Raw genomic sequence first — 23,884 nt, forward strand, 5'->3', positions numbered from 1 at the left:
TCCACTATTCCCTGATGGCATTGGCTTTTAAGCGGGGGAGCTGTGTTTTGGCTTAGTCATAGACACGGTCCTGCGAGGTTGGAGAGAGGTGAAAGGAACGCGCGAAAGGTGCCGATTACCAATCGGCGGCACAGCAGATTGCCAATCTGCGCTACGTTATCCTACCTCAGGTCTTGAGTCTTTTGTCTCAACCGCCCAGTCGCGCCCCTCTGCCTGCACAGCCTGTTCCTTGTGGGCCTTACGTAGTTTCTTGAACCTCAATTCCATCTTCAAGGCTTCTGATTTGGAGTCTGCAGGCCAGGAGCGCTCCAGCACCAGGGGGCCGCGACCGCGGGTGTACCGGGCACCGGTGCCGGCGCTGTGGCGGGCCAGACGGCGCTCCACGTCGTTGGTGATGCCGCAGTAAAGGGAGCGGTCCGCGCAACGCAGCACATAGAGGCACCACGTCGCCACCGAAGCGGAAGCCGACGCGTCCAGGCCGGCGTCAGCGTCATCACTCGCAGGAGCTGCGGGACGCTTCTTCCGGCTGGAGGCGCGGGCTTGCTTGCGGCTCAGGCTCAGGGTCATGGTGGGTGCCGGGAATCTGGCAGATCCCGGCCGCCTGCCAAGCCTGCGTTCATCTCCCGCTAGGGTTTCACGATCCGCACCCGCATGAAACAGTGCGGCGTGCCCAGCGCAGGCGTGTAGCTCGCCCGCACCGGCTCAAACCGCAGGTCCACTGGGGGTACACGTTCCTGAGAATGCTTCCTCTTGACCCACGCCCCTTATCCCTTATCCCTTCCCCGTGCCTGTTGCCCTCGCTGATCTTGGTTGGAATGACACGTTTGAGAAGGAGTTCGCCCCCTGTGCTGCGAACGGCTGGGTGCCTGCGCGCCTGATCCGCGACAACAAGATCACCTACGGAGCACTCACGGTCGAGAAAGGCCGCTTCGAGGAATACGAGGTGGTCATGAGCGGCAAGGTGTACCATGACGCCGCCACCGACGCCGACCTGCCCGCTGTGGGAGACTGGGTGGCGCTGGAACTGGGGGATGAAGATCGCGACACCGTCATCCGGGCCCGGCTCTCCCGGCAGACCTGCCTCTCCCGCAAATCAGCTGGCCACAGCACGGAGGAACAGGTCATCGTGGCGAATCCCACCATCGTGGTGGTGGTGACGGAGAGCGGTCCCGATCTCAATCTCCGCCGCATGGAGCGGTACTTCACCGTCATCGGGCGCAGCGGAGCCCGTGCCGTGGTGCTGGTGAACAAGTCTGACCTCTTCGCAGCCGATCAGAACCAGGCGGCGGTCGAGGCCATTCAAGGGCTCAATCCCGATGCGGAGGTGCACCTCTGCAGCGCGATGAAACCGCGCATTTTCAAGCAGACACTGAAGCCCTACCTCACCAAGGGGCACACCCTGGCCTTCATCGGATCCAGCGGCGTGGGCAAGTCCGCCCTCATCAATGAACTGCTGGGAGACGAGTTCCAGTTCACCGGCGAGGTCAACGAGATCACCGGCAAGGGCCGCCACACCACCACGGCACGGGAGCTGATGGTGCTGCGCAAGGGCGGGATCGTGGTGGACAACCCGGGGATCAAGGAGATCCAGATGTGGACGGACGAGACGATCCTGCGGGAACGCTTTGCCGACATCGAGGATCTGGCCATGCAGTGCCGCTTTCAGGACTGCAAACACGGCAAGGACGTGGGCTGCGCCATCCGCATCGCGGTGGAAGAGGGCCGGCTCGATAAAGAACGCCACCTCGGCTATCTGAAGCTGGATGAAGAAATCGCCAAACTGCTCAAGCGGAAGAAGACGCGTCAGATGACCGTGGAGCGGCGCTTCAAGCGGGATCACAAGATCAAGGCCCGCAACCGGACCGACCGGATGGAGTACGAGCAGGACCTGCGCCCCCGGGCCTGAGAGCAGCCTGAGAGGTTGTGCTTGCCGATGACCCGGACGGGTCTAGGTTTTCCTTTCCTAGTCAAAAACCAAACCGAAACACCCACCTGCATCATGTCTGACATTGCCCTCGCCAAAGGCGAAAAATTTCTGGAAGACAACGCCAAAAAAGAAGGCGTGACCACCACCGCCAGCGGCCTCCAGTACAAAGTGCTCACCCCGGGCACCGGCAAGAGCCCCAAGGCCACCGACACCGTGCTGGTGCACTACCGCGGCACGCTGATCAGCGGCACGGAGTTCGACAGTTCCTACAAGCGCAAGGAGCCCATCAGCTTCCCGCTCAACCGCGTGATCGCAGGCTGGACAGAAGGTGTGCAGCTCATGCAGGAAGGCGCGAAGTTTGAGTTCTACATCCCCTCCAAGCTCGCCTACGGCAGCCGCGGCGCCGGGCGTGACATCGGGCCGAACGAGGCTCTTATTTTTGAAGTGGAACTGCTCAAGGTGAACTGAGGTCCCCGCCAAGTCCCCGCCCCATCACCTGGATGAGGCCCTAACAAAACAGGTCATAAAAGCCACTGGCTCTTATGACCTGTTTTTTTGACCGAGAACCACGAAACGACCCAGACTCAGAAACTCAAGTTCTGTCTAAAAATCAGCCTCTGAGTCCTCTATGGCTCTGTAGTAAAATTGAATTGGAGCCCTCTCCTCACTTCACCACCGGACGCAACACGAAGTTGCGGAAGTCGATGTTGGTGTGGTCGCCCTGGAGATAGATCGGGCCGGGCTTGGTCTCATCGCTGGTGATCGCCCCACCGGTGCAGCCCAGCACGGGCTGGTTGTCGATGATGGTCTTGCCGTTGAGGATCACGGTGAGGTGACGGTCCACGAGCGTGATGTCGAACGTCTGCCACTCTCCAATCGCCTTCTCTGCGGCCACGGAGGGCGTGATGCGGCTGTAGAGCCCGCCCATGTTGTGGGAGTCCAGCGGCTTGCCGAAGGTCTCCGCCACCTGCACTTCATAGATGCCGCGCAGGTAGATCCCGCTGTTGCTCTTCTCCTGGGTGCGGACTTCGAGCTTCAGGTTAAAGTCCTCGAACTCCTTCTCGGTGCGGATGTTACCGTGGTGCTTGCCTTTCTCCACGCGGTTCTGCAGCACGCCGTCCACCACGCTCCAGCCGTTGTCAGACTTGGGATTCATGAGCGTCCAGCCGGAGAGATCCTTGCCGTTGAAGATCGAGACGGGCTCACCGTACTTCACCTTGGAAAGGTCAGGCTTGGCCGGGATGGCGGCGATGCGCTTGCCGGTGAAGTCGCCCTGGGCGAACTCCTTGCCATCAGCCTTCACCTTCACGGTGCTGAGCTTGAGGTCATCACCGGTGGCCTTCGCCGTGATGGTCTCGGTGACCTGCTCTTCCGCCTGAGTCTTGGGGTTCTTCGCCTTGGAGAGACGAATGACCTTCAGGGTGTCGCCTTCCACCTTCACCTCCTGCACCGGCACCACGCTGCCACCGCCCCAGAGGATGCTGCCCTGAAGTTTGCCGCCCGTTTCTTCGATCCCCAGCCAGCCAGCGCCGCCGTTGGGCAGAGTCAGAGCCCAGCGGCCCTCATAAGGGCTGGCGGCGAAAACGGAGGCGGAAAGGCTGGCAGCCAGAATGCCACCAAGGAGGAAGGTCCGTGAGGAGGTAAAGAGTGTCATGGAAAAGCCTCAACGCCCGGAGGGCGGGGAAACTATCGTGAATACCCTGTCAGATTCTGACAGGCGTGAGAGCAACTCGCCCATGCAAAAAGAAAGCGCTGACCGGTGCAACACCGGCCAGCGCGAAACGAGAACAAATCGACAGGGCCCGCTTACGCCGCGAACTCAGCGATCACTTCGATCTCGACGAGGGCGCCGAGCGGGAGCTTGGCCACCTGGATGGTGGAGCGGGCGGGCTTGTGGCCTTCGAACCCTGCTTCATACAGGGGGTTCACCTTGGGGAAGTCGCCCATGTCCTGGAGGAACATGGTGGACTTGACCACGTTCTGAATCGTCAGCCCAGCGCCGGCCAGCACGGCCTTGATGTTGGCGATGACCTGCAGGGCCTGGCCTTCCACGTCGGTGGCTTCGATCTTGCCGGAGGCGGGGACGATCGGGATCTGGCCGGAGCAGAAGAGGAGGTTGCCCGTGCGGACGGCCTGGGAGTACGGGCCGACGGCGGCGGGAGCGTTGGGGGCGGAGATGATTTCCATGGTGAGGTGGTGTGTAGGGCGTCGAATGGATTGAAGGGGCCGACGCGGGCCTATTTACTAGCGCACCCGGCGAAGCTGGCAAACGTCCGTGTAAAATTGATTGCCCTGCCCAAGAGGAAGGCCCAGTTCCTGACACAGGGCGTAGAGCCCCGCCGTGTCCACGTACTCCGGCAGCCCCTCCGGCGTTTCGCGGAATTTATTGCAGCCAAAGCACATCTCAAACACAGCTGCTACCTTGCCTTGGGAGTTGTAGAAGACGAACGCGTGGTGGGGCTTGTAGCAGGGCGTGCGGGATTGCTTGCCCTGAGAAACGGTCAACGCGTCCAGCAACCGGCGCACTTGGTCCGGGCGCAAGGTCACCCCGCGGGGATCCAGCACCCCGCTGTGCATGCGACCATTCACGAAAAACGACCGCTCTTCTTCAGCCGTGTAGTCGTAGCAGTAGCCACGCACCTCTGAAAAATTCGCAGGTGGCCAGGTGACTTGCGTCCCGATCGGCGGGACGGGCGGAGCATTGACGCCGAAATAGGTGCAGGACGACAGCGACAGGGCACAAAGCGTCGCCAGAGCAGCGAGCAGGGCACGGAGTGACTTCATGCGCCACGCCTACAGTGCCCCGGGGGCCACGGCCAATGAAATTTGCTCTCCGTCACTCAACCGAACGCGTACCTCGAAAACACGTTTGCATCCCCGGGTTTCCGGTCTCCTTTTGCCGCCCTCCATGGCCTCCCTCAACTACGTCCGCTTCAAGCACGCCCGGTTTTCCGCCCGCTTCCCTGAGGGATTCCGCTACTCCCCCTCCCACTACTGGATGTCACAGGTGGAGGGTGAAGAGGGTCTTTGGCACGTGGGGTTCACAAAATTTGCCACCCGCATGCTGGGTGAACTGGTGGACAGCCAGTTCCCTCTGGAGATCGGCACGCCCATTGAGCCGGGGCAAACCATTGGCAGCGTGGAGGGCTTCAAGGCCGCCAGCGACGTGTACTGCGTGATGGACGGCACCTTCGCTGGCACCAATGCCATCCTACAGGCGGATGCCTGCATCGTGAAAAGTGATCCGTATGTGGACGGCTGGCTCTACGCCGCCCGCGGCGAGCCCGAGCCCGACAGCCTGGACGTACACGAGTACGTGGAACTGCTGGGCAAGATCATCCAGAAGATGCAGGACGCGGGGTACCCTGAGGACCCGGGCGAGGGAGAGGGGTAGCTCGATAGGCGATGGGCCGGGCGGGAAGGTGGCTGGCTCGTGGGGCGTAGTGCGTCAGTGGGCAGTGATCAGTGCGTCAGAAATCCCCGTATCCAGCGAATCGAGATTTTGCGTGTCAAAAGAGCTTCGGCTGACGTTGTCACTTTCTAGACTTGCTCCGCTTTGCTAAAGACTGCCTACTGACACCCGCAGCATCAGCACTTCCAAACTACCCAGCACATGATTTTCAGCCTCGGCTCTCGCATCCTCAGCACGGTGGACCCACAGTGTCTGGCGAAGCTCGCGTGGAATTTCGGGTACAAAGGGGCGCGGTCCGTGATGTTGTTTAAGAAGCGGATGAAACAGGGCGTGTACTTCCCGCCGTTCCTGTACCTCTCCATCTTGAACTCCTGCAACCTGCGTTGTCAGGGCTGCTGGGTGGATGTGGAGGCCCCGCGCAATGCCATCGATCTGGACACGCTGAACCGGACCGTGAACAACGCCATGTCCCACGGGAACAGCTTCTTCGGCATCCTGGGCGGTGAGCCCTTCATGCACCCCGAGTTGCTGGACTTTCTAGCGCAGCACCCGGACGCCTATTTTCAGGTGTTTACGAACGGCCAGTTGATCACCGAGAAGACGGCCAAAGCCCTGCGGCAGATTGGCAACGCCACCCCGCTGGTGAGCATCGAAGGCACCAGCACCGTGAGCGATGAGCGCCGCGGCAACAAGGATGTGCTCAACCGCACTCTGCGCGGCCTGCGCCACTGCCTGGATCAGAAGCTTCTCACCGGGGTGGCCACCAGCCTGTGCCAGACGAACATCGATGACCTGCTCTCCGTCGAGTGGCTCAAGAAGCTCATCGACATGGGCGTGCATTACACGTGGTTCCACACCTACCGCCCCGTGGGCCCCAAGATCAATGCTGAGCTGGCATTGACACCGGAGCAGATCACGCGGGCGAGGAAATTTATCGTGCAGCAGCGCGCACGGCAGCCCATTGCGATTGTGGATGCCTACTACGACCACGCCGGTCAGGCGCTCTGCCCCATGGCCACCGGCATCAGCCACCACGTCGGCCCCAAGGGCGACATCGAGCCCTGCCCGATCATCCAGTTCGCCACGGAGAACATCAAAGACTCCCGCGGGGTCTATGAAACTTTCACCTCCTCAGGCTTCCTCAAGGACTTCCGCGAGATCGCCGCGCAACACACCCGCGGCTGCGTGGTGCTGGAGCGCCCGGACCTGGTCAAAGAGATCGCCCTGAAACATGGTGCCCATGACACCACCATGCGCCAGACGGCCATGAAGGAACTGGACAGCATGACCCCGCGCACCAGCCAGTGGGTGAAGGAAGAGGAAATCCCCGAGCAGCACTGGATGTACTGGGTGGCCAAGCGGTTCTTTTATCAAGACTTCGGCGTGTATCACGCGCTGAAGAAGTGAGGGAGAGAGGAAGTCAGGGGTAGATGAAAACTTGGAGAGACAGGATTGACAAGATTTTGAAGGATTAACAGGATGGGAGTTAGGGTGGTGGGGGCGCGGATGAGGTGGCATCGGCTGAGGACAGCCGGACTACGATCTCCGGTCCGCCGTCGGGGTTGGAGTTCCGCGTTTACGCGGTCAGGACGAGTTGACGCTGACATGGCAGGAAGAAAGCAGCTCGTGGCACGTTTGTGGCGTGAGCGGGGCTGGGAACCCCCGCCTCCTTTGTTCCGCGAACAAACTGCCGTTTGACTTGGCCGCAGGGTAAAGGAGGCGGGGTCTCCGGCCCCGCGAGAATGGGAGCGAAGGAGACGGAGAGACAGGCGACTGGGGAGTCACTAATGGCTTGTGCTACGCGCCGCCCCCGGGGTATGCTGCTCAGATCATGCTCCGATTCCCCCCACCGCTTGTCGGGACGCTAGCGATCATTCAAGCGAGCGTGATTGTCGTTTCCATCCTGGTGGTCCGCACCTTTCACAAGCTATACGAGTTGCACGCGGCAGGCGCGGGACTGCAATTCAAACGCCTTTCCGGGATGCTCGAATGGATGCTCAGCGCAGGCCCACTGCTCCTGCTGGTGCCACTGGTCTGGGGCCTCGCAGCCACTCTCTGGGCAGACACCGAAGGACGCGTGGCGATGATCACGCCCCGCCAGTCAATGATCGGCGTGGGGCTCACAGTGGCGCTCGGGTTGTTCTGTGCGATGACGGTTTTGATGTCGATGAAACTACTGGTTCGCGGGTTGTGAAGTGAAGGATGGAGGAGGTGCCCATTTGATGCCGCACCGGCTGAGGACAGCCGGACTACGATCTCCGGTCCGCCGTCAGGGTTGGAGTACCGCGTTTACGCGGCTCAGTCCGAACTATCCCTGAGGTAGCAGGAGCAAAGCAGCTCGTGGCACGTTTGTGGTGTGAGCGGGGCTGGGAACCCCCGCCTCCTTTTCCATTCGGGGACGCGACGTGCTGCTGATGAAGCTCTTCGTGCCTTTGTGCCTTCGTGTGAGAACACCCCCCTCCCCCCCTCAATACACCAGATGCTCCTTCTTCACCTTGCCCCGGAAGATCCAGTAGATGGACACGGTGTAGGCCAGTACAATCGGGACGCCGATCAAGGCGATGGTGAGCATCACGCCCAGGGTGCCGCGCGATGAGGAGGCATTGTACACGGTCAATGAATGCTCGGGATTCGGGTTCGAGGGAAGCATGTTGGGGAACAATCCCGCCCCGAACAGGGACATCAGAGCGATCATGGCCATGCATGAGCTCAGGAAGGCCTGGAAATCCTTCTTCAGATGAATGGCCCGCGGGATGTTCGCAATCGCCAGCATGTTCACACCGGCGATGATCAAAAACGCTGGATGCTCTTTGATCCGCTCAGTCATGTGCGGGCAGTACAGCAGCGTGGCCTGCGTAGTGGTGGCATACAGCATGATGAACGTGATGATGCACGGATTGATCCAGCGCCGGATGCGGTGATGGAAGCGTCCTTCCGTCTTCATGAGAGCGTAGATGGCCCCATGCATGGCAAACAGGGCCACGGTGGTGACGCCCAACAGCAGGGCGTAGGGGTGCAGCAGGCTCAGAAAGCTCGCCCGCATCTCCCCATCCGCATCAATGGGCACGCCCCACACCACATTCCCCATGGCCACGCCAATGACGAAGCTGCTCATGACGCTGCCGAGGCAGAAGGAGACGTCCCACATCTGCCGCCACCATCTTTCCGGACGTTTGGATCGGAACTCGATCGCCACCGCGCGGAAGATCAGGCCCATGAGCAGGAGCATGAAGGCGAGGTAAAACCCGGAGAACACCGTGGCATACACCGGCGGGAACGCGGCGAACAAAGCCCCACCACCCGTGACCAGCCAGACCTCATTTCCATCCCAGACGGGACCGATGGCATTGAGCAGGATGCGCCGCTCCTCGTCCTTCTTCGCGAAGAGATGCAGAGCCCCGACGCCGAGATCGAACCCGTCCAGCATCGCATACCCAGTGAAAAGCACGCCGACGAGCAAGAACCAGATGAAGGGAAGGTCGAGATTGCCGAAGTCCATGGGGAGCAGGGGGTGAGGCCTCAGGTCTGAGATTCAGGTTCCGTGCGAGATTCATCCGCCTCCTCGGCGATCACATCCAGGACGGGGGCTGCGATGGCCAGCTTGCCCGTGGGAGTGAGATCCTTCTCGTCGGGTCCATGCTGGATCTTCTCATTCAGCAGATAGATGAAGACGGCGAACAACAGCACGTAAATCACGGTGAACATGATCAGCGAGGCGATGACCGCCTCTGCCGTCAGCACCTTGGAGATGCCCTCCGAAGTCCTCAGCAAGCCATAGACAATCCACGGCTGACGCCCCACCTCCGCTGACCACCAGCCGAACTGATTGGCAAACTGTGGCCCCAACACGGAGAATACCAGCACCAGCATCAGCCACCGTTTGCTGAAGAACTGTTTCCGCCAGATCAGCCAGTTGCTCAAGACCGCCAGTCCGATGAGCGCCATGCCGATGCCCACCATCAGGTGATAGGTCTGGAAAACAAAGTTCACCCGCGAAGGCCGGTCTGCCTTGGGGATATCCCGCAGGCCGGTCACCGGCTTGTTCCCATCGCCATGCACCAGCCAGGACAGCATCTTGGGAATACCGAGTCCGAATTTCACCTCCTCCTTCTCCTGGTCCACCCAGCCAAAGAGCCAGAGCTTGCCAGGCTCCGTGGCATAATGCCCCTCAAACGCCGCCAATTTGGCAGGTTGGTTCCTGGCCACCCCCTCCGCACTGGAGTGCCCCGTGACGAGTTGCAGCAGGGAGGCCACCAGCGCCACTGCCAGGCCCACCCGGATGGACCGCTGGGCGAACTGGACATGCCGCCGCCTCCACAAGTACCAGGCGCTGACGCTCACCACCAGCCAGGCCCCCGCCTGCCAGCACCCGCAGAGAGTGTGGCTAAGCCGGTCCACGGAGGAGGGGTTGAACACCATGGCCCAGAAGTCCGTGATCTCTGCCCGGGCCTTGATCCCCTCCCCCACGATATGGTAGCCCGCCGGGGTCTGCTGCCAGGAGTTGGCCACCACGATCCACACCGCGGAGAAGTGCGCCCCCAGGCACACCATCCACGTGGAGAAGTAGTGCATCTTCCGCCCCACCTTGTCCCAGCCAAAGAGCAGCACGGCGAGAAAGCCAGACTCCAGGAAGAAGGCAAAAATGCCCTCCGCCGCGAGCGCGGAGCCGAAGACATCCCCCACGAAGCGGGAGTAGGTGGCCCAGTTGGTGCCGAACTCAAACTCCATCACGATCCCCGTGGCCACCCCAATCGCGAACGTGAGGGCGAAGATGCGTGTCCAAAACCGCGCCATCTGGTGGTAGATGACGTTTCCCGTCTTCAACCAAAGGCCTTCAATCACCACCAGAACCACCCCCAACCCGATGCTTAGCGGCGGATAGATGTAGTGAAAGGAAATCGTCAGCGCAAACTGCAGCCGCGAGAGGAACAGGACATCATCCATAATGCTGGACTTTGATTCTCCTTTCAACCGCCCCCACTGCAGTCTGCGTACCGGAATGGCCTCTTTCTGAAAGACTCCGTTCCAGCCTGCGTCTGCTCTGAATGGCGCTTGTGCGCGTAATCTAGCCCCGTCATACTGCAATTCAAATCAATGTCTGAAACATCGCCATCACCCAAACTCCTCTACTGCCGCTGCGCGTACGCCCAGGTCGTCCCGCAATCGGTGAAAGACGGCGTGCTGGCAAAGCTCTGCGACTCTGGAGCGGGCTTTGAATCCGTGGCCGATCTCTGCGAGATGGCCGCCCACCGTGACGAGCGCTTGAAGGCCTTTGCCGACAGCACCCCCATCCGGATCGCCGCCTGCTTCCCCCGAGTGGTGCGTGGCCTTTTCCGCCAGGCCGAATGCCCACTGCCGGAAGACGGCGTCGAGATCCTGAACATGCGCGTACAGTCCATCGACGAGGTCTCCGAGGCCATGCTGAAAGCCTGATCTGATCCCCTTCCCCCCTACCACAGGGCCGCCCCACTGATTTACTGTTTTACCGACTTACCGCTTTACCGAGATGATCACCCACACCGCCCGTCCTCTGCGCGTCGTCCTCTATGAAGGCAATGGTGCCATCGCGCTCTCGGCCCAGGCGCGCGCCCAGGTCATGGCCGCCCTGCTGGACAAAGGCTATGCGGTGACTCGCGCCACCGCCCAAGGCTCCACCGGCTTTCCGCATGATGACCGCTCTCTGCTGGTGCTTGGGCAGTTTCAGAATCAGCAGGCGCCAGATCTGGAGGACGCCACGGGGAAGGTGACGATCGAGGCCCGGGACATCACCGGCCTGGGCACGCCGGACATCGTCTCCCTCGTGGAGAAGGCCCGCGGCAACAAGCCGATGAACCAGCCCGGCACCTGGAAGCCTTGGTTTCCGGTCATCGACTACTCCCGCTGCACCAACTGCATGCAGTGCCTGAGCTTCTGCCTCTTCGACGTGTATGGCGTGAGCAAAGACGGCAAGATCCAGGTGCAAAACAACGACAACTGCAAGACCAACTGCCCCGCCTGCTCCCGTGTCTGCCCGGAAGTGGCGATCATGTTCCCCAAGCACCAGGCTGGCCCGATCAACGGTGAAGTCGTGAATGAGGAAGACCTCCGGCGGGAAAAGATGAAGGTGGACATCAGCAGCTTGCTGGGCGGCGACATCTACGCACGCCTGCGGGATCGCAGTGAAGCCGCGAAGTCCCGTTTCTCCAAAGAACGCAGTGCGGACAAGGCGCTGGAAGAGCGCAAGAAGTGCCTCACCAAAATGGCGCAGGATGGCTTCATCCCCGCCGAGGTTCTGGCCTCCCTGCCCTCCCCCGACGAGATCATGCGCAAGGCAGAAGAGGCTCAGGCCAGAGCCCAAGCTGCCCTGAACGCCCAACCGGCGTAAGGTGGCTCCGCCATGCCTTCGCCGGACAACTCTCGGTTCGCGCCTGGGTTCCGCTTCTCGTGGACGGATGCGTTCGTGCTGATTCTGGGCGCAGGCTTGATCTGGTGGCTGGCCGGTTTCGCAGGAGAACTGGCCCTGCTCGCGGCATTTGTCATCGGGCACTTCTTTTTGTTCTGCAATGTCTTCCGCATTGACCGGAAGCCGGAGCTGGTGTGGGCGGGCGCCTTCATCGTGCTGGCTGCGCTCTCGCTCGGGATGGAGTGGCTGGACCTGCGAGTGGCATTGGGGCTGGCGCTGGGGCTGAGCATCTCTCTGATCCTTCAGGAGATGCGCCTGCCGCGTTATCACGGGGTATTTTGGAAGTGGGTGAATCCTGGATTGCCGGAGTGGTGGCGGGAACGGGGTGAGCAGAGTTACACCAGCCGGGAAGCTTAAAGGAGGCGGGGGTTCCCAGCCCCGAGTGTGAGCGGAGCGGGTGGTGGGGATAGCGCGATGGTGGGAGATAAGCGAGAAGGACGAGCCACGTTGGTCGACGCGTCGCGCGCTTGGCATGTCTGGGAGTCTATGTCTCTTCAATCCCAATCCACCTCCCACTCCAATGACATGGCATTGTTGGAATTCCGCTCTTCAATGGGTTCATGTAACAACCTGCGCCCCCACCCCCCTTCGCCATCGAAAAATTGTCTCTTGCATTTCTCCGCCAACATGGGACGATGGCGGCATGGTGAATGCCATCGCTACATTCCCTCTTGCATCCAGTCCCGGCTCCTAAGGTGAGCCGGTGCGGCTAAATTGCCGCCTAGTCCAGGACTGTGCGTCGATCCCTCACCGAGTTCCGGTGCGGTGCATCCATGTCTGCGGCTGCGGGCTTGTTCCTGCCCACCCCATTCTGCTCGCCAGATCCCTGTGGCCCTCCCTGACGGGGCCTTGCTGCGCCCTCGTTCCCACCGACCTCCCCCCTTGATCCGGGCTGACGGCCGGACGCTCTCCCTGTGCTTGTTTCCTGCATCCCACTCCTCCTTTTACCCTGTTCTTGTTTATGTCATCGCTTTCACTGCCTGTTCTCCGCCAACCTCATGGGCTCACCTGGGTGGGCGTGGTGGAGAAGATGGACCGCCGGCTGAAGAGAGAATCCCTGCAGCTCCACCTGGAGCCGTTTCCGCAAAAGCTCCCCGGCAGGAGGTCTCCCTTTGTAGAAATCCACGCCGCGTGGCAGGCGCTGACCCATGCGAGGCGGAACACCGCCACGCTGCGCGCGCTGCTCACGGTGCTGCGCCAGACCTACGGGCCGCCCGCACTGGCCAGTCGCCCGCTGCCTGCGCTGGACCATGCCCGGGACATCCGCCCGTGGCTCAATGACCCTGCGTGCGTCAGGCAACTACTTCTGGAGCTTGCCCCCTGGTGGGGCGAGGCCGTGGCCAGAGAGACTACGCCCCCGCCCGTGCCCACCGCGGCGCTGGTGGCGGATCCCCTGCTGCACTACCACGCGCATCTCACGGTGGATCTGGAGGATTCCTGCCACATCATGCTGTATGCACCTCTGCTGATCCTGGCCCTGCCTTCTGGCACCTCTACACGCCAGAGCGCGGCCTTGCTTCAATGCCTCGCCCGCACTCCGCTGGACCTCACGAGCCGGCAGACGGCACTGCACCTGTGGGCCTGCCGTCATGGAGCGGGCTGGCAGCGCACGGCGCAACTGGCCCATCCCGTGCACACCAGCACAAATTTCCTTGAACTCGCCCACGCCTCCGGCCTGCTCAACCAACCCTGCCCGCCGGGCATGGATCACCTGCTGCAGTATCTGAAGCGTACCCACACACCGGATTGGACGCAGCCTCTGACGCTGCTCACCAAGGGACTGGAACCGCGCACCGTCGTGGGCTGGCTGCGTCTGCGAGCAGCTGGCCTGCCTGTGCCCGATCCCGATCGCAACCTGCTCTGCCAGCCGCATTATCGTCCCCTTAGGAAACTACTCCCTCGGGTGCTGCTGGTCAGAACCATGAAGAAGAAGGCAGCACGGGACCAAGTCATGCTCAGCGAACGGCTTTGGGAGGCGGCCAGTCGCCTGGAGGGCTTTGGCGAGGTGCTGGAAAGCATCCGCCCAGGCTGGTGGCCCCAGCACCACTTGGCACGGCTCCTCATCAAGCTGGCCGATATCTGGCGCTGCCGACGCCAGCATCCGGATCTGATCAAGAAACGCTGGTCCCGGCTACGGCCTGTCCTGCCCAGCCTGATCCGCACCCTGGAGCAGACTCCCTTGAAAATGCGACTGAAGGCGCTTGAGGTGTTCGCCAGTCTGCTGGTCAACACTGGCATGCAACCCGCGCGGGAGCTGGTCGAGGTCACGCCGACGCTGATCCGCACGTTGACCGCCTCCTCATGCAACTCCTCTGATGTGGCAGAACCTCTGGGTTGCCTCTTCAGACGGCTGCCCCCTTCCAGTCTCCAGCAGGTGGCGGAGAATCAGCCACTCCTGGCGCATCTTGAAAAGGCATCCCGCACCTGCTCCTACCGGTGGTGGGTGGTGGGGGGCTGCATGGCGCTGCGAGACGCGGACGCGAATGCCACCCTGTACCTGCCGCTGCTACAGCACTGCCCGGGCCGGTTTGTCACCTTCCTGCATGCGCTGGGCACCCTGCCAGAGCACGCCCGGAAGGAAGTCTGGCAGATGTTCCAGGAGCATCCACTCGTTTCCTGCAACCCCGGTGGGTTGGATCTGGATCGCCTGATCCCGCTGCTGGATGCTACAGCGGAGGACGGGGAAAAGCCGGTGCCGGACAAGCTGCGAGCGCACCATGCCGGGAGCATCACCCTGGCAGACCACGTGCTGGCTCACTACCGGTATGAGGCATGGGTGGAGACAGTGAAGATGCAAGCCCGGGTACTGTTGGATCTGGCGGCTTGTTGCCAGCGCCGCAGTTTCCCAGCGGTGCGCAATGCGCCAGCAGTGGATTTTCACTCTCTGCTGATGGCCCGCAGCGTGACCACCCGACGTCGCACTCTGAACCGCACTCTCCGCATGGTGGCCGACCAGCCTGCCGCCACGCTCCACCACCATCCGGCCAATGCGCGTTGGCTGCAGACCTTGCCACCACAGGTGCGAGAGCACTGGCAGAGCGGGTTCGAGGTGGAACGTACGCTGACGAAGGAAGGCACCGTGCGGCTGGCGCTGGAGCACAACCTGCAGGAGAAGCTCAAGCTGGGCACCTACGCGAAGAGCTGTCTGGCCCCTGGAGGAGCCTGGGACAAGTCTGCCGTGGCCGTGGCACTGGACGTGAACAAACACGTGCTCTATGCCCGCAACTCGGAACAAAAGGTGGTGGGGCGGCAGCTCATCGCGATCTCCAGCAACTTGCGGCTGGTGTGCTTTGAGGTCTATCCGGCCCGATGCAGCGCGGAGCTCAAGTCCCTGTTCGCCACCTATGACCTGGCCCTGGCGCAGTATCTCGGCCTCCCGCTGCACCGGTCTGGAGAGTATGAGATCGAGCAACTGCACGGGCTGGACTGGTACGACGACGAGGCCATGCTACAGTTTGTCTGACCCGCTGCGCGGGAGACTCAAGACTTGAAGGCTGCGCAGGGTTGGTGGTGCATGCCGTTGTCCACTTCAAGGGGCGCTTGGCGTTTTCGACGAGCTCGGTACGGTGCTCAGCGCCGGCCCTCCCGTGACGGGCGCACGAGCAGATCCCACAGGGTCGGGTTTTCATCTCGAACCCGATCGAACATGCCTGTTGCCGGCAGCAGCACTCCCGCAATGGAGCCTGCCAGCATGCCGCCCACGAACGGCCACCAAGGCAACCACGACACCTGCAGCAGGGCTACGAAAATGCAGATCCCCAGCCAGCCCAGGCCCGCCATCCAAAGCGGCACGTGATAAACCCCCGCACCACCACGCCCCAGAAAAAGAAGGGTCGCTTCATTCAGCGGATACAGGGCCACCACGGCTGCCGCCACGCCATGTGCCGCGCCGACGGCTCCGGGCATCGCGGCACCAGCCACCAGCAGCCCCATCACAGATCCCACGACACCGCTCGCCAGAAAGATGTGCAGGTACAAAACGCCCCCCACACTGCGACACAGCACGTTCCCGAAGACCCACAGCAGCAACAGGGAATAAGCAAAGTAGGCAACCTGCGCATGGTAGAAGAGACTGGTCACCAGACTGAAAGGACGATCCAGCGCCAAGGGCTCCATCTGGACATCTCCACCGAGAAAAAAGACCGCTCCATACACCGCCATCACGGCCCAGTTTGTCCACGGGCGACCGGAAGCCAGCGTCTCAATCTTGATGGGGGCGATCACCATAGATGCCCCAACAACGACGGGAGCCCCTCATCTGTCCAACCCATCCGGAGGGCGGCGGCAGGATTCCGCGTTTTCCATGCCAGCCGCCCTCCGGCTCCAGACCATTATTCGCAGACTCACTTGCAATTGGACGGAAAATTTCTCCAGAAAAAATAATGGGAACCCTCCACCTGAGTTCGGAGCCCCCTGGCGCAACTCAGGGTGCTTTTGCAAGGACTTGATAGTCAGGCCTGTCCGCCGATGTCTGGTGAAAATGCCGCCTCAACACGCCTCCGCGAAAAATAAGGAACACCCCGGGCAGCTGGGTGACGTCACCCTCAAATTTGCCGACCCGATGCCCCCTCAGAAACGCCTGGAACCCGCGCCACCAGACTTTCCACCCCAGCAACTGGCTGATTTTCCCGCGCCTCAGCCCCAAGCCGCCGTAGAGTCGCCTGGAGGGATCAGCGACCGCCGGAAGGTCCGACAGCCCGTACTGCCCGGAGAAGGTCGCGAAAGCCGCGGGCTCGCCCATATGGACTAGCGCGATCCGGGTGCCGGAGGCTTCAATCGCCTGGCGAACCCGGGCGAGATCCGCCAGAGCCTCCCGGCAGAAGGTGCAACCCGAGTGACGCAGAAACACCAGGAGCAACGGGGTTTCTTGGGAAAGCTCTGCGAGCGATTGCCCCGTAGAGGTCACAGCCTCAGCAAGCAGGGTCCTCTCTCCTGGCAGAGGACCCTTCTCAGCCTCCTCTGATTGTCCCAGGTGCACCTCCCAGGCGTGCTTCAGCACCAGGCCAAAGGGCACCCACCAGATGACGTCATTGGTCACACAAGTCACCGCAAAGGCAGCGGGCAGTGAACCTTCCCACACTGCCTGCGCCATGCCAATGGGTCCAAACACCTTCCCCAGCAGCCCGACCAGCACCACCGGCCAGTGGCGGGCGGGATCGGTGGCGGCGATGGCGTAGCCCACCCCGTAGACACCCACGATCATGCCGATGCACTGCCACAACTGTGGATAGCTGGGTTGCGCCATCCCCAGCCAGTCAAAGAGTGCTGTGGGAAAGAGCACCGCCCAGGCGCCCCAGAGGATGTTGTAAATTCCTGCAACCCAAAGCATCATCCGCATCCACCGCGGCGCGGCCGGGCTGGATGCGGATCTTGGGTTCATGCCAATTACTAGCGGGCGGCACTACGCCATGGCCAGGGCCGGCCCGACACCTGGCGCAGGGGCCAGATGGGTCTCGCGCAGCTCACGCAGACGTTCATCCGCTTTTTGCAAGTCTCCCAGCACCTCCAGCAACGCTTCACGCTGCTCGGGATCCTGGGTGCGCGGCACCGCTTTCTCCAGTTCCACTACGGCGTTCCAGAGTGCCTCTCCGGCGATGTGGAACATGTAGGGATCACGCACCGGAGCCCCCGGGGAGCGGTCGGGGTCAATGCTGTCCAGAAGGAACTCCGCCAGGAAGTGAGGCTGGCTCACCTGGTAGATGCGGCTGCCAAAGCGGAACAGATCACCCGCCAGCGGCTGGAACTGCGGGATGCCCTGCAGATTCCAGTGTCTCGCCAGTTCCATGCCCTCATCCGCGGCATCGGTTGCTTCCGTGATCCAGTCCTGGCCGACTGGTGCGCCAGGGCCTTGGGGAGGATGATCCAGCAGAAAGGCGAGCACGCGGCACTTCAGGTGACGTCCCTTGATGCCCACCTCACCGCACATGGGTTCGGTCCGCTCACGATCGGTCACCAGTTCCATCGCCACTCTGGCGGACTCCAGCGCCTGGAGCGGCACCGGAGGCTGGCAGGAGAGCAGGGAGTTGCCGTGGTTCATGAGAGCACAGGAAAGGATGCCTTCCTGCTCGGCCTCTTTGGCCTCGAAATCGCCCTGGAGAAGCTTCACAGATTCCTCGAACGACCTCACTGCCTGCGCGGCAGCTTCCGGATTGCCATGACACTGCCAGGTGATGCCGCGGTTCATGTAGGCGATGGCCAGGCGCGAGCGTGTGCCAGCATGCTCTTCATAGGGAAGCTGCTTGAGGTGCTCGATGGCTTCGTCATAGCTGGCCACGGCTTCCTTCAGTGCAGCAGGATCGCTCTGGCGGGTCAGGGCATCCCCACGATTCATCAGCGAGGCCGTCAAACCCCAGCGGAAGGAGGGGTTCTCCAGTGGCAGTTGTTTCCTGAGTTTCACCGCCTCATCGAAGCAGCGCACCGCCTCCTTCTGCGCCTCGGGAGACTCCTCCTCCATGTAGGTCCGGCCACGGTTGGTCCAGAGGTTGGCCCGGTCATGGCGCTCTTCATCGTTGATGATGTTCGGCACCTTGGCGAGAAGGGCCAGGGCCTCGTCATAGGCCTTTATAGCGGCGGTGCGCCCGGAGGGACTGCCGGACTCACGCTGCGCATGCCCGTGAATGATCCATGCCGCCGCCAGCTGGCGGTGCCACATGTCTTCATCCGCCAGCGGCTTTTGCTTCAGCAGGACAATGGCGCGATGGGAAAGCTCTGCCGCACCTTTAAGAGCGTCAGGCGCGCCGGTACCCATCAATTGCTGGGCCATGGCAAGCATGCGGGGGACCTCGCGATCCGCTGCGGCTTCCGCCGGGGCAGGCGCGACCTGGGAAGCGGCTGCATCGGCCGCCGGAAGGCCCTCCGGAGCAGGCAGGGTCACAGGGGCCGGCAAAGAGGAGGCAGATCCGGGAGACGAGTGCGAACTGGGGGAATCGGAAGACATGAAATGGGAATCGATAAGGAAGTGCGAACTGGAGGGAGTAAAAGGCTCAAAAAGCGGGCTGCCTCCGCCCGGATGGCCGGAGGCAGAGGCAATCCACCTTTGCCCACCTTCAACGATAAAGCGTGTAAAAAGCAACCACTGCGATTACAATTTGGGACAATAAATGAGAGGGAATCTCAACAAAGCGCTTGCCGCAATATGCGATTAGGTCTCTATATCACGCCCCGCCGCGTGGACACCCAGATCGTGGCGCAGCCGCTTTCCCATTCCAGTCCGTGTCTTCGTACGCTCTCGAATTCGTTTCGCCCAACCTCGTCCCTACCGGCAAATGCCTGGCCCCGCTCGGGATGGCCAGATTCGTGCCCTTCCTGCAGGCACCTCGCTAAAAGCGGCTTGCCACGACGTTTTGAGACCCTGGTAACTACGGCCCCATGATCATCGCCCCCCGTCAGAAAGATGCCCACCTTGCCTCCACCTGGGTGGCGGGGGTGGCCTTGGTTCTCCTCGGCATCGGTGGTTACGGAGCCAGCCTGCCCCTCCTGCCCAAGACGGAGGACATGCCCATGATCATGGAGATGGGCGATGACATTCCGCTGGAAGAGTTCAACGCACCCGCTGAGGCCGCCCCAGAAGCGCCGCCCACGGAGCCCGAGGTGACAGAGGAGCCGATCGAAGAAATGGTGGAGGAGTTGGAGATTCCCCCGGTCCCCACCATTGAGGCTCCCCTGACGCCCCCGGAGATGCCAGAAATCCTGCCGCTGGACTCGCCTCCCCCCCCGCCGCCGACCACAACCACTGCGCCGCCGAAGCCCAAGCCGCAGGTAGATCGCCCCAAGCCGCAGCCCCGGCGCTCGACCACCCCGCCGTCCAATTCTGGTTCAGGCGGCTCTGGAAGTGCTGCCACTGGCAGTGGCTCCCCCACCCTCTTCCGCGGTGGTTCCGGGCGCTTCCCCCACCCGTCCTATCCTTACAATGCCCGCAAGTCCGGTGCCCAGGGCACAGTGCGGCTGCTGGTGGTGGTGGAGATGAGCGGCATCCCAGGTTCCGTGTCTGTCCAGTCTTCCAGCGGCAACGGAGAGCTCGACAGCGCCGCTCAAGATCACGTGCGCCGCCGCTGGCGCTGGCCTGCTGGCGAGATCCGCCGCTACATCGTTCCCGTGCGTTTCGTGCTCCGCTGAACCCCGTTTTCCCGCCTTTCCTCGACCCTTTTCCCACCCTGCACCCCATGCCCAATCCGCTCCTCGCCAACGCCCTCGTCGATCTCTTCCGCCATGGTGGCCCTATCATGTGGCCCATTGGCGTGGTCACCTTCGTCGCCATCGCCATCATCTTTGAGCGCTGCTGGTGGTGGTTGATGCACGCCAAGAACCGTAAACCGCAGGACCTGGAGCGCGTGCTCATGTCCCTGGAGTCCGGCGACCTCGGCCATGCTCAAAAACTTTCCGCGAACTCCAGCGACGCCGTGCTCCGCGTGGTGCATGCCGGTCTCTCCCACCGCCACGCCAGCCTTCAGGGCGCACTGCAGGCGGCAGCGGGCATCGAGATCCGCCAGGCCGGACGCTTCCTCACCGCCATGGACACCATCATCACCCTGGCACCGCTGCTCGGCCTGCTGGGCACGGTGACGGGCATCATGGGCAGCTTCAGCGCCGTCGGCGGTGCAGAGCTCGCGGTGGAAAAAGTCACTGGCGGTATCGGTGAGGCGCTCATCGCCACGGCCTTCGGTCTCGGGATCGCCATCGCCACCCTCATTCCCTATAACTGGTTCCACTCGAAGGTGGCCGGACTGCAACACGACATCGAGACCGCCGCGAACAACGTGGAAGTCTTCGTCGCCACCCACCGCGTGTCCGTCCACGTCTAAGCAGGGCTGGCAGACGGTCTTTCTCACGTCTCTGCCGATCCATTCCCAGACTCTCGCGAAGCGATGAAAATCATCTCGCCCCTCGGTGCCAAGAAAGCCCGGCTCGAAATCGTGCCGCTCATCGACATCATGTTCTTCCTGCTCGCCAGCTTCATGATGGTGACCATGAGCATGACCAAGCAGCGCACGATCGATGTGAACTTGCCGGCGGCCGCCACCTCCCACAGCAACCTCAAGCCGGATGTGATCTCGCTGGCGGTGGATGCCAGGGGCCAGGTCTTCCTGGACAAGGACATGATCTCCTTGGAGGCGCTGGACCAGCTGCTCAATGAACGCCTCGCCGCCAACAAGGAACTGCCGGTGTACATCAGCGGCGATGCCGCCACGCCCCACGGTGCCATGATCGCGGTGCTGGACTACGTGAAACGTTGCGGCGTCACGAAAGTGGCCTTCAACGTGAAGCCGGTGGACAAACAGTAACCCTGGAATCCTTCGCAGATCCGTTCGTTCCCCTCAAGTCTTTGGAATTCCCCACTTAGAATTCTGCTCCTTCCATGCGCCCCATTTCCTCAACCATCCTCGTCACGCTACTGGCAGCTGTGTGCGGGCTCTGCACCATCCAGTGGTACCGTGAGAGCGACCTCCGCCAGCTCGGGGTGGACCTGCGCAACGAGACGACCAAACTCGCCGGTGCCAACCAGGAACTGGAAAACCGGGTGAAGGCCGCCGATGGCGAAATCCTCCGCCTTACCGCCTCCCTGGGAGAGCTCCGGCAGACATCCGTCTCCAAGCAGGAGCACGAGGAGCAGACCATCCTGAACACCCAGCTGCGTGAGATGGCCGAGAAACAGAATGCCGCCATCAAACAGCAGAACGAGTCCATCGAGAAGCAAAACGCCCTGATCGAGCAGGCGAACGTGGCCATCAAGCAGGGCAACGAGACCATCAAGAAAATCACGGACGAGCGGGACTCCCTGAGCAAAAAGCTCAACGAGACCGTGGCCAAGTACAACAAGCTGCAAGCAGAGGGTGCCAAACCCGCCAACACCGCCGCGGCACAGTAGCCGCCCCCCTCGCCCCGGCCTCCACCTTTTCACAAGCCGCCGCACTCCATCTGGGGTGCGGCGGTTTGCTTTTCGGGCTTGGTGAACCTCCGCCCCCGGCAACACCCTGTAAATACTTTCCCCTTAAATTTGATCTGAAGATTTTCCGCGAATAGACGTATGCAGGTTCCTTCTTTCTGTCCCGCCCCCCTTCGAAAGCTCCCCCATGTCCCCCAGCAGACTTTCTTTGATCATCGCCGGCCTTGCCTCCTGTGCATCGCTTCTGCCTGCTGCCACCTTGGTCTGGGACGGGGGCGACGTGGACGACAGCAACTGGAGCTCTGGAGACAACTGGGTGGGCAATGTCGCCCCGGCCAATCCCGCCCTGCCCACCGCGCCGGACATCATCCAGTTCGCGGGATCTACCCGCACGACACCAACGACTGATGCCGCGTGGAATGTGGATACCCTGCATTTCAACGCTAGCACGGCGTCCTTCCAGCTCAGCGGCCAAACGCTGACGTTCCAGCCGAGCAATGGCACCAGCCACGACGACCGCTACTTCCTCGTCAACAACTCCGGCACGCTCCAGACGATCAACAACAACATCGTCGTAAAGAACGCCCTTACGGGCACCTCGTTGGGTTCCGGCATCAGCGTTGGTTCGGGTAGTCTTATCCTCAATGGCAACCTGGACATCAATGGCATCTCGGCTCTGCGATTTCAAAACGCCACAGGCTCGGGCTCGGTGACGATCAACGGCGTCATCTCTGGCACACCTGTGGGAGCCATCGCGGTGAACAGCGGTGCTACTGCCATCTTCAACAACGTGAACACCTACGTGCAGGGCACCATTGTGTGGAACGGCACACTCAAGCTGGGTGCCAGCTCCCTGAACGGCCAAGCGGGATCCTTGGGGAACAGTTCGTCCTCCGTCACGATGGGCCACGCAAGCTCCCCCGGAGCACGACTCCTCACCTCCGCTGCGGTGACCATTGGACGCGATGTCCACTTCGTGAAGAACACGGGAAACAACGCCTATACGGTGGGTGGGGACTCCGCCCACGTCTCATCGTTCACCGGCACCATCTACACCGGGAACACCGGCGCCGCAGACTCAAATGCAGGCCAAGTCACAGCAGTCGCAAATGGACGCGTCAACATCAACAGCATCACTCGACGCAGCGATGCCACCAGCGGCAGCGCCGGGCTGGACACAATCACCAAAACAGGTGCTGGTATTGTGGCCCTCACCGGCACCAGCAACTACTCAGGGCAGACCACTGTCAGCGCTGGCACGCTGCTGGTGAATGGCGCACTCTCCGCCACCAGCCCGAATGCCGCGTCTGTGGGAACGGTGGTCGTCAGCACTGCCGCGCGACTTGGCGGCACCGGCACCATCAACCGCGCCGTGACCATCCAGAACGGCGGCATCCTCTCCGCCGGTGATGTGGATGCCGCTGGCATCTCTCTGGGCGGCAAACTCACCTTGGGCGCTGGCTTGACCCTCAGCTCCACCTCCGTGCTGAACTTCGATCTCTCCACCCCCGGCAGCCTGCTGGATGACGAGATCTCCGTGACCGGCAACCTCACTCTGGACGGCGTGCTCAATATTACGAACCTCGGAGGTCTCGGCAATGGCAGCTACAAGCTCTTCGACTACACCGGCACCCTTACCGACAACACCCTGACCTTCGGCACCACACCAGGAGGCTTCTCCTACAGCATCGACACCACCAGCTTTGCCAATGCCGTCTACGTCAACGTGACTCCTGAACCCGGCATGGCCTCCCTGTTCGGCCTCGGCCTCGCCGCCCTGATCTGGCGGAGGAGAAGGCCTGCAGGCGAAGAAGGTTATAGGCGATAACAAATCGCATTGTGGTGACTGGCCCCGGGGTGGGGGTTGGCGGGGGCGTCGGCTGTTTGTTGCACAACACCAGCAGGGCGATGCGTGTCCCGACTCTGCAAAAGGTCCGCACCGGGGTTGGAGTGGGGGGGGTGGCTTGGCTGGGCCAATCGGGGAGGGGCCGGACGGGTGGCGACAGCGTAGCGCAGATTGGCAATCTGCTGTGCCGCCGATTGGCAATCGGCAGAGGTGGCCGAAGGGGGTGGCGGGGCTAACTGCCCATTGCACAACACCAGCAGGGCGAGGTGCGTGCCGCCTCCGCAAAAGGTTCGCACCGGGGTTGGAGTACCGCTTTTAAGCGGAATCACGCCCCGAACGTCCCATGGCGCGGATCCTCCCTCACCCCCCAAGCC

Annotated in this window: 23 protein-coding genes; 14 read left to right on the forward strand and 9 right to left on the reverse strand. The window is 62.0% G+C overall.

What is annotated here, in order from left to right:
• Positions 1–156: 156 nt before the first annotated feature.
• Positions 157–453, reverse strand: coding sequence for a GIY-YIG nuclease family protein (locus tag BV034_RS27715; RefSeq protein WP_063768925.1), 297 nt, complete (start codon positions 451–453; stop codon positions 157–159).
• A 331-nt stretch (positions 454–784) separates the two neighbouring features.
• Here BV034_RS27715 and rsgA point away from each other — a divergent pair, with 331 nt between their 5' ends.
• A complete protein-coding gene (rsgA, locus tag BV034_RS27720) occupies positions 785–1,906 on the forward strand; it encodes a ribosome small subunit-dependent GTPase A (protein WP_050030203.1) in 1,122 nt (373 codons plus the stop codon).
• Positions 1,907–1,999: 93 nt separating this feature from the next.
• Positions 2,000–2,395 carry an FKBP-type peptidyl-prolyl cis-trans isomerase gene (locus BV034_RS27725; protein WP_009959498.1) on the forward strand — a complete coding sequence of 132 codons (396 nt, stop codon included), beginning with the start codon at positions 2,000–2,002 and terminating at the stop codon, positions 2,393–2,395.
• A gap of 196 nt (positions 2,396–2,591) precedes the next feature.
• On the opposite strand, the gene BV034_RS27730 is transcribed toward BV034_RS27725, so the two are convergent.
• The 3 genes from BV034_RS27730 to BV034_RS27740 all read right to left on the reverse strand — a co-directional run bounded on the left by BV034_RS27730 (position 2,592) and on the right by BV034_RS27740 (position 4,711).
• Positions 2,592–3,581 (reverse strand): DUF1080 domain-containing protein, encoded by a 990-nt coding sequence (locus BV034_RS27730; protein WP_050030204.1) that lies wholly within the window; start codon positions 3,579–3,581, stop codon positions 2,592–2,594.
• A gap of 152 nt (positions 3,582–3,733) precedes the next feature.
• A complete protein-coding gene (locus BV034_RS27735) occupies positions 3,734–4,114 on the reverse strand; it encodes a Rid family detoxifying hydrolase (RefSeq protein ID WP_009959493.1) in 381 nt (126 codons plus the stop codon).
• A 57-nt stretch (positions 4,115–4,171) separates the two neighbouring features.
• On the reverse strand, positions 4,172–4,711 hold the full coding sequence (locus BV034_RS27740; protein ID WP_050030205.1) for a hypothetical protein: 540 nt from the start codon (positions 4,709–4,711) through the stop codon (positions 4,172–4,174).
• 124 nt (positions 4,712–4,835) lie between these two features.
• Here BV034_RS27740 and BV034_RS27745 point away from each other — a divergent pair, with 124 nt between their 5' ends.
• From BV034_RS27745 to BV034_RS27755, 3 genes are all read left to right on the forward strand, one after another.
• A complete protein-coding gene (locus tag BV034_RS27745) occupies positions 4,836–5,321 on the forward strand; it encodes a glycine cleavage system protein H (RefSeq protein WP_050030206.1) in 486 nt (161 codons plus the stop codon).
• 219 nt (positions 5,322–5,540) lie between these two features.
• Positions 5,541–6,746, forward strand: a complete 1,206-nt coding sequence (locus tag BV034_RS27750; protein WP_050030207.1) for a radical SAM protein — start codon at positions 5,541–5,543, stop codon at positions 6,744–6,746.
• A 424-nt stretch (positions 6,747–7,170) separates the two neighbouring features.
• Positions 7,171–7,533 carry a hypothetical protein gene (locus BV034_RS27755; protein WP_050030208.1) on the forward strand — a complete coding sequence of 121 codons (363 nt, stop codon included), beginning with the start codon at positions 7,171–7,173 and terminating at the stop codon, positions 7,531–7,533.
• 273 nt (positions 7,534–7,806) lie between these two features.
• Here the strand turns inward: BV034_RS27755 and cydB are convergent, their stop codons facing one another.
• Together cydB and BV034_RS27765 are read right to left on the reverse strand one after the other, a co-directional pair.
• Complete coding sequence (cydB, locus tag BV034_RS27760; RefSeq protein ID WP_050030209.1) at positions 7,807–8,838, reverse strand: cytochrome d ubiquinol oxidase subunit II; 1,032 nt, start codon at positions 8,836–8,838, stop codon at positions 7,807–7,809.
• Positions 8,839–8,858: 20 nt separating this feature from the next.
• On the reverse strand, positions 8,859–10,283 hold the full coding sequence (locus BV034_RS27765) for a cytochrome ubiquinol oxidase subunit I (RefSeq protein ID WP_050030210.1): 1,425 nt from the start codon (positions 10,281–10,283) through the stop codon (positions 8,859–8,861).
• Between the two features lie 150 nt (positions 10,284–10,433).
• Between BV034_RS27765 and BV034_RS27770 the strand changes: the two genes are divergently transcribed.
• The 4 genes from BV034_RS27770 (at position 10,434) to BV034_RS27785 (ending at position 15,244) form a co-directional block, all read left to right on the forward strand.
• Positions 10,434–10,772 (forward strand): hypothetical protein, encoded by a 339-nt coding sequence (locus tag BV034_RS27770; RefSeq protein ID WP_050030211.1) that lies wholly within the window; start codon positions 10,434–10,436, stop codon positions 10,770–10,772.
• A 73-nt stretch (positions 10,773–10,845) separates the two neighbouring features.
• Positions 10,846–11,703 carry a ferredoxin family protein gene (locus BV034_RS27775; RefSeq protein ID WP_050030212.1) on the forward strand — a complete coding sequence of 286 codons (858 nt, stop codon included), beginning with the start codon at positions 10,846–10,848 and terminating at the stop codon, positions 11,701–11,703.
• Between the two features lie 12 nt (positions 11,704–11,715).
• Positions 11,716–12,138, forward strand: coding sequence for a hypothetical protein (locus BV034_RS27780; RefSeq protein ID WP_050030213.1), 423 nt, complete (start codon positions 11,716–11,718; stop codon positions 12,136–12,138).
• Positions 12,139–12,742: 604 nt separating this feature from the next.
• Positions 12,743–15,244 carry a hypothetical protein gene (locus tag BV034_RS27785; protein ID WP_050030214.1) on the forward strand — a complete coding sequence of 834 codons (2,502 nt, stop codon included), beginning with the start codon at positions 12,743–12,745 and terminating at the stop codon, positions 15,242–15,244.
• Positions 15,245–15,351: 107 nt separating this feature from the next.
• Here BV034_RS27785 and BV034_RS27790 read toward each other — a convergent pair whose 3' ends face one another.
• From BV034_RS27790 to BV034_RS27800, 3 genes are all read right to left on the reverse strand, one after another.
• The gene (locus tag BV034_RS27790; protein WP_050030215.1) at positions 15,352–16,008 is read right to left on the reverse strand and encodes a rhomboid family intramembrane serine protease; all 657 of its coding nucleotides are present in this window, start codon (positions 16,006–16,008) and stop codon (positions 15,352–15,354) included.
• Between the two features lie 196 nt (positions 16,009–16,204).
• The gene (locus BV034_RS34295) at positions 16,205–17,161 is read right to left on the reverse strand and encodes a peroxiredoxin-like family protein (RefSeq protein WP_265593547.1); all 957 of its coding nucleotides are present in this window, start codon (positions 17,159–17,161) and stop codon (positions 16,205–16,207) included.
• 21 nt (positions 17,162–17,182) lie between these two features.
• Complete coding sequence (locus BV034_RS27800) at positions 17,183–18,718, reverse strand: hypothetical protein (RefSeq protein WP_265593548.1); 1,536 nt, start codon at positions 18,716–18,718, stop codon at positions 17,183–17,185.
• Positions 18,719–19,149: 431 nt separating this feature from the next.
• Here BV034_RS27800 and BV034_RS27805 point away from each other — a divergent pair, with 431 nt between their 5' ends.
• The 5 genes from BV034_RS27805 to BV034_RS27825 all read left to right on the forward strand — a co-directional run bounded on the left by BV034_RS27805 (position 19,150) and on the right by BV034_RS27825 (position 23,492).
• A complete protein-coding gene (locus BV034_RS27805) occupies positions 19,150–19,896 on the forward strand; it encodes a TonB family protein (protein WP_050030217.1) in 747 nt (248 codons plus the stop codon).
• Positions 19,897–19,943: 47 nt separating this feature from the next.
• On the forward strand, positions 19,944–20,582 hold the full coding sequence (locus BV034_RS27810; protein ID WP_050030218.1) for a MotA/TolQ/ExbB proton channel family protein: 639 nt from the start codon (positions 19,944–19,946) through the stop codon (positions 20,580–20,582).
• A gap of 63 nt (positions 20,583–20,645) precedes the next feature.
• On the forward strand, positions 20,646–21,062 hold the full coding sequence (locus BV034_RS27815) for a biopolymer transporter ExbD (RefSeq protein ID WP_050030219.1): 417 nt from the start codon (positions 20,646–20,648) through the stop codon (positions 21,060–21,062).
• Positions 21,063–21,136: 74 nt separating this feature from the next.
• Entirely contained in the window at positions 21,137–21,646 is a 510-nt protein-coding gene (locus BV034_RS27820; protein ID WP_050030220.1) for a hypothetical protein, read from the forward strand.
• 205 nt (positions 21,647–21,851) lie between these two features.
• A complete protein-coding gene (locus BV034_RS27825) occupies positions 21,852–23,492 on the forward strand; it encodes an autotransporter-associated beta strand repeat-containing protein (protein WP_050030221.1) in 1,641 nt (546 codons plus the stop codon).
• Positions 23,493–23,884: the final 392 nt, after the last annotated feature.

It is taken from the genome of Verrucomicrobium sp. BvORR034, assembly GCF_000739635.1.
Lineage (GTDB): Bacteria > Verrucomicrobiota > Verrucomicrobiia > Verrucomicrobiales > Verrucomicrobiaceae > Verrucomicrobium.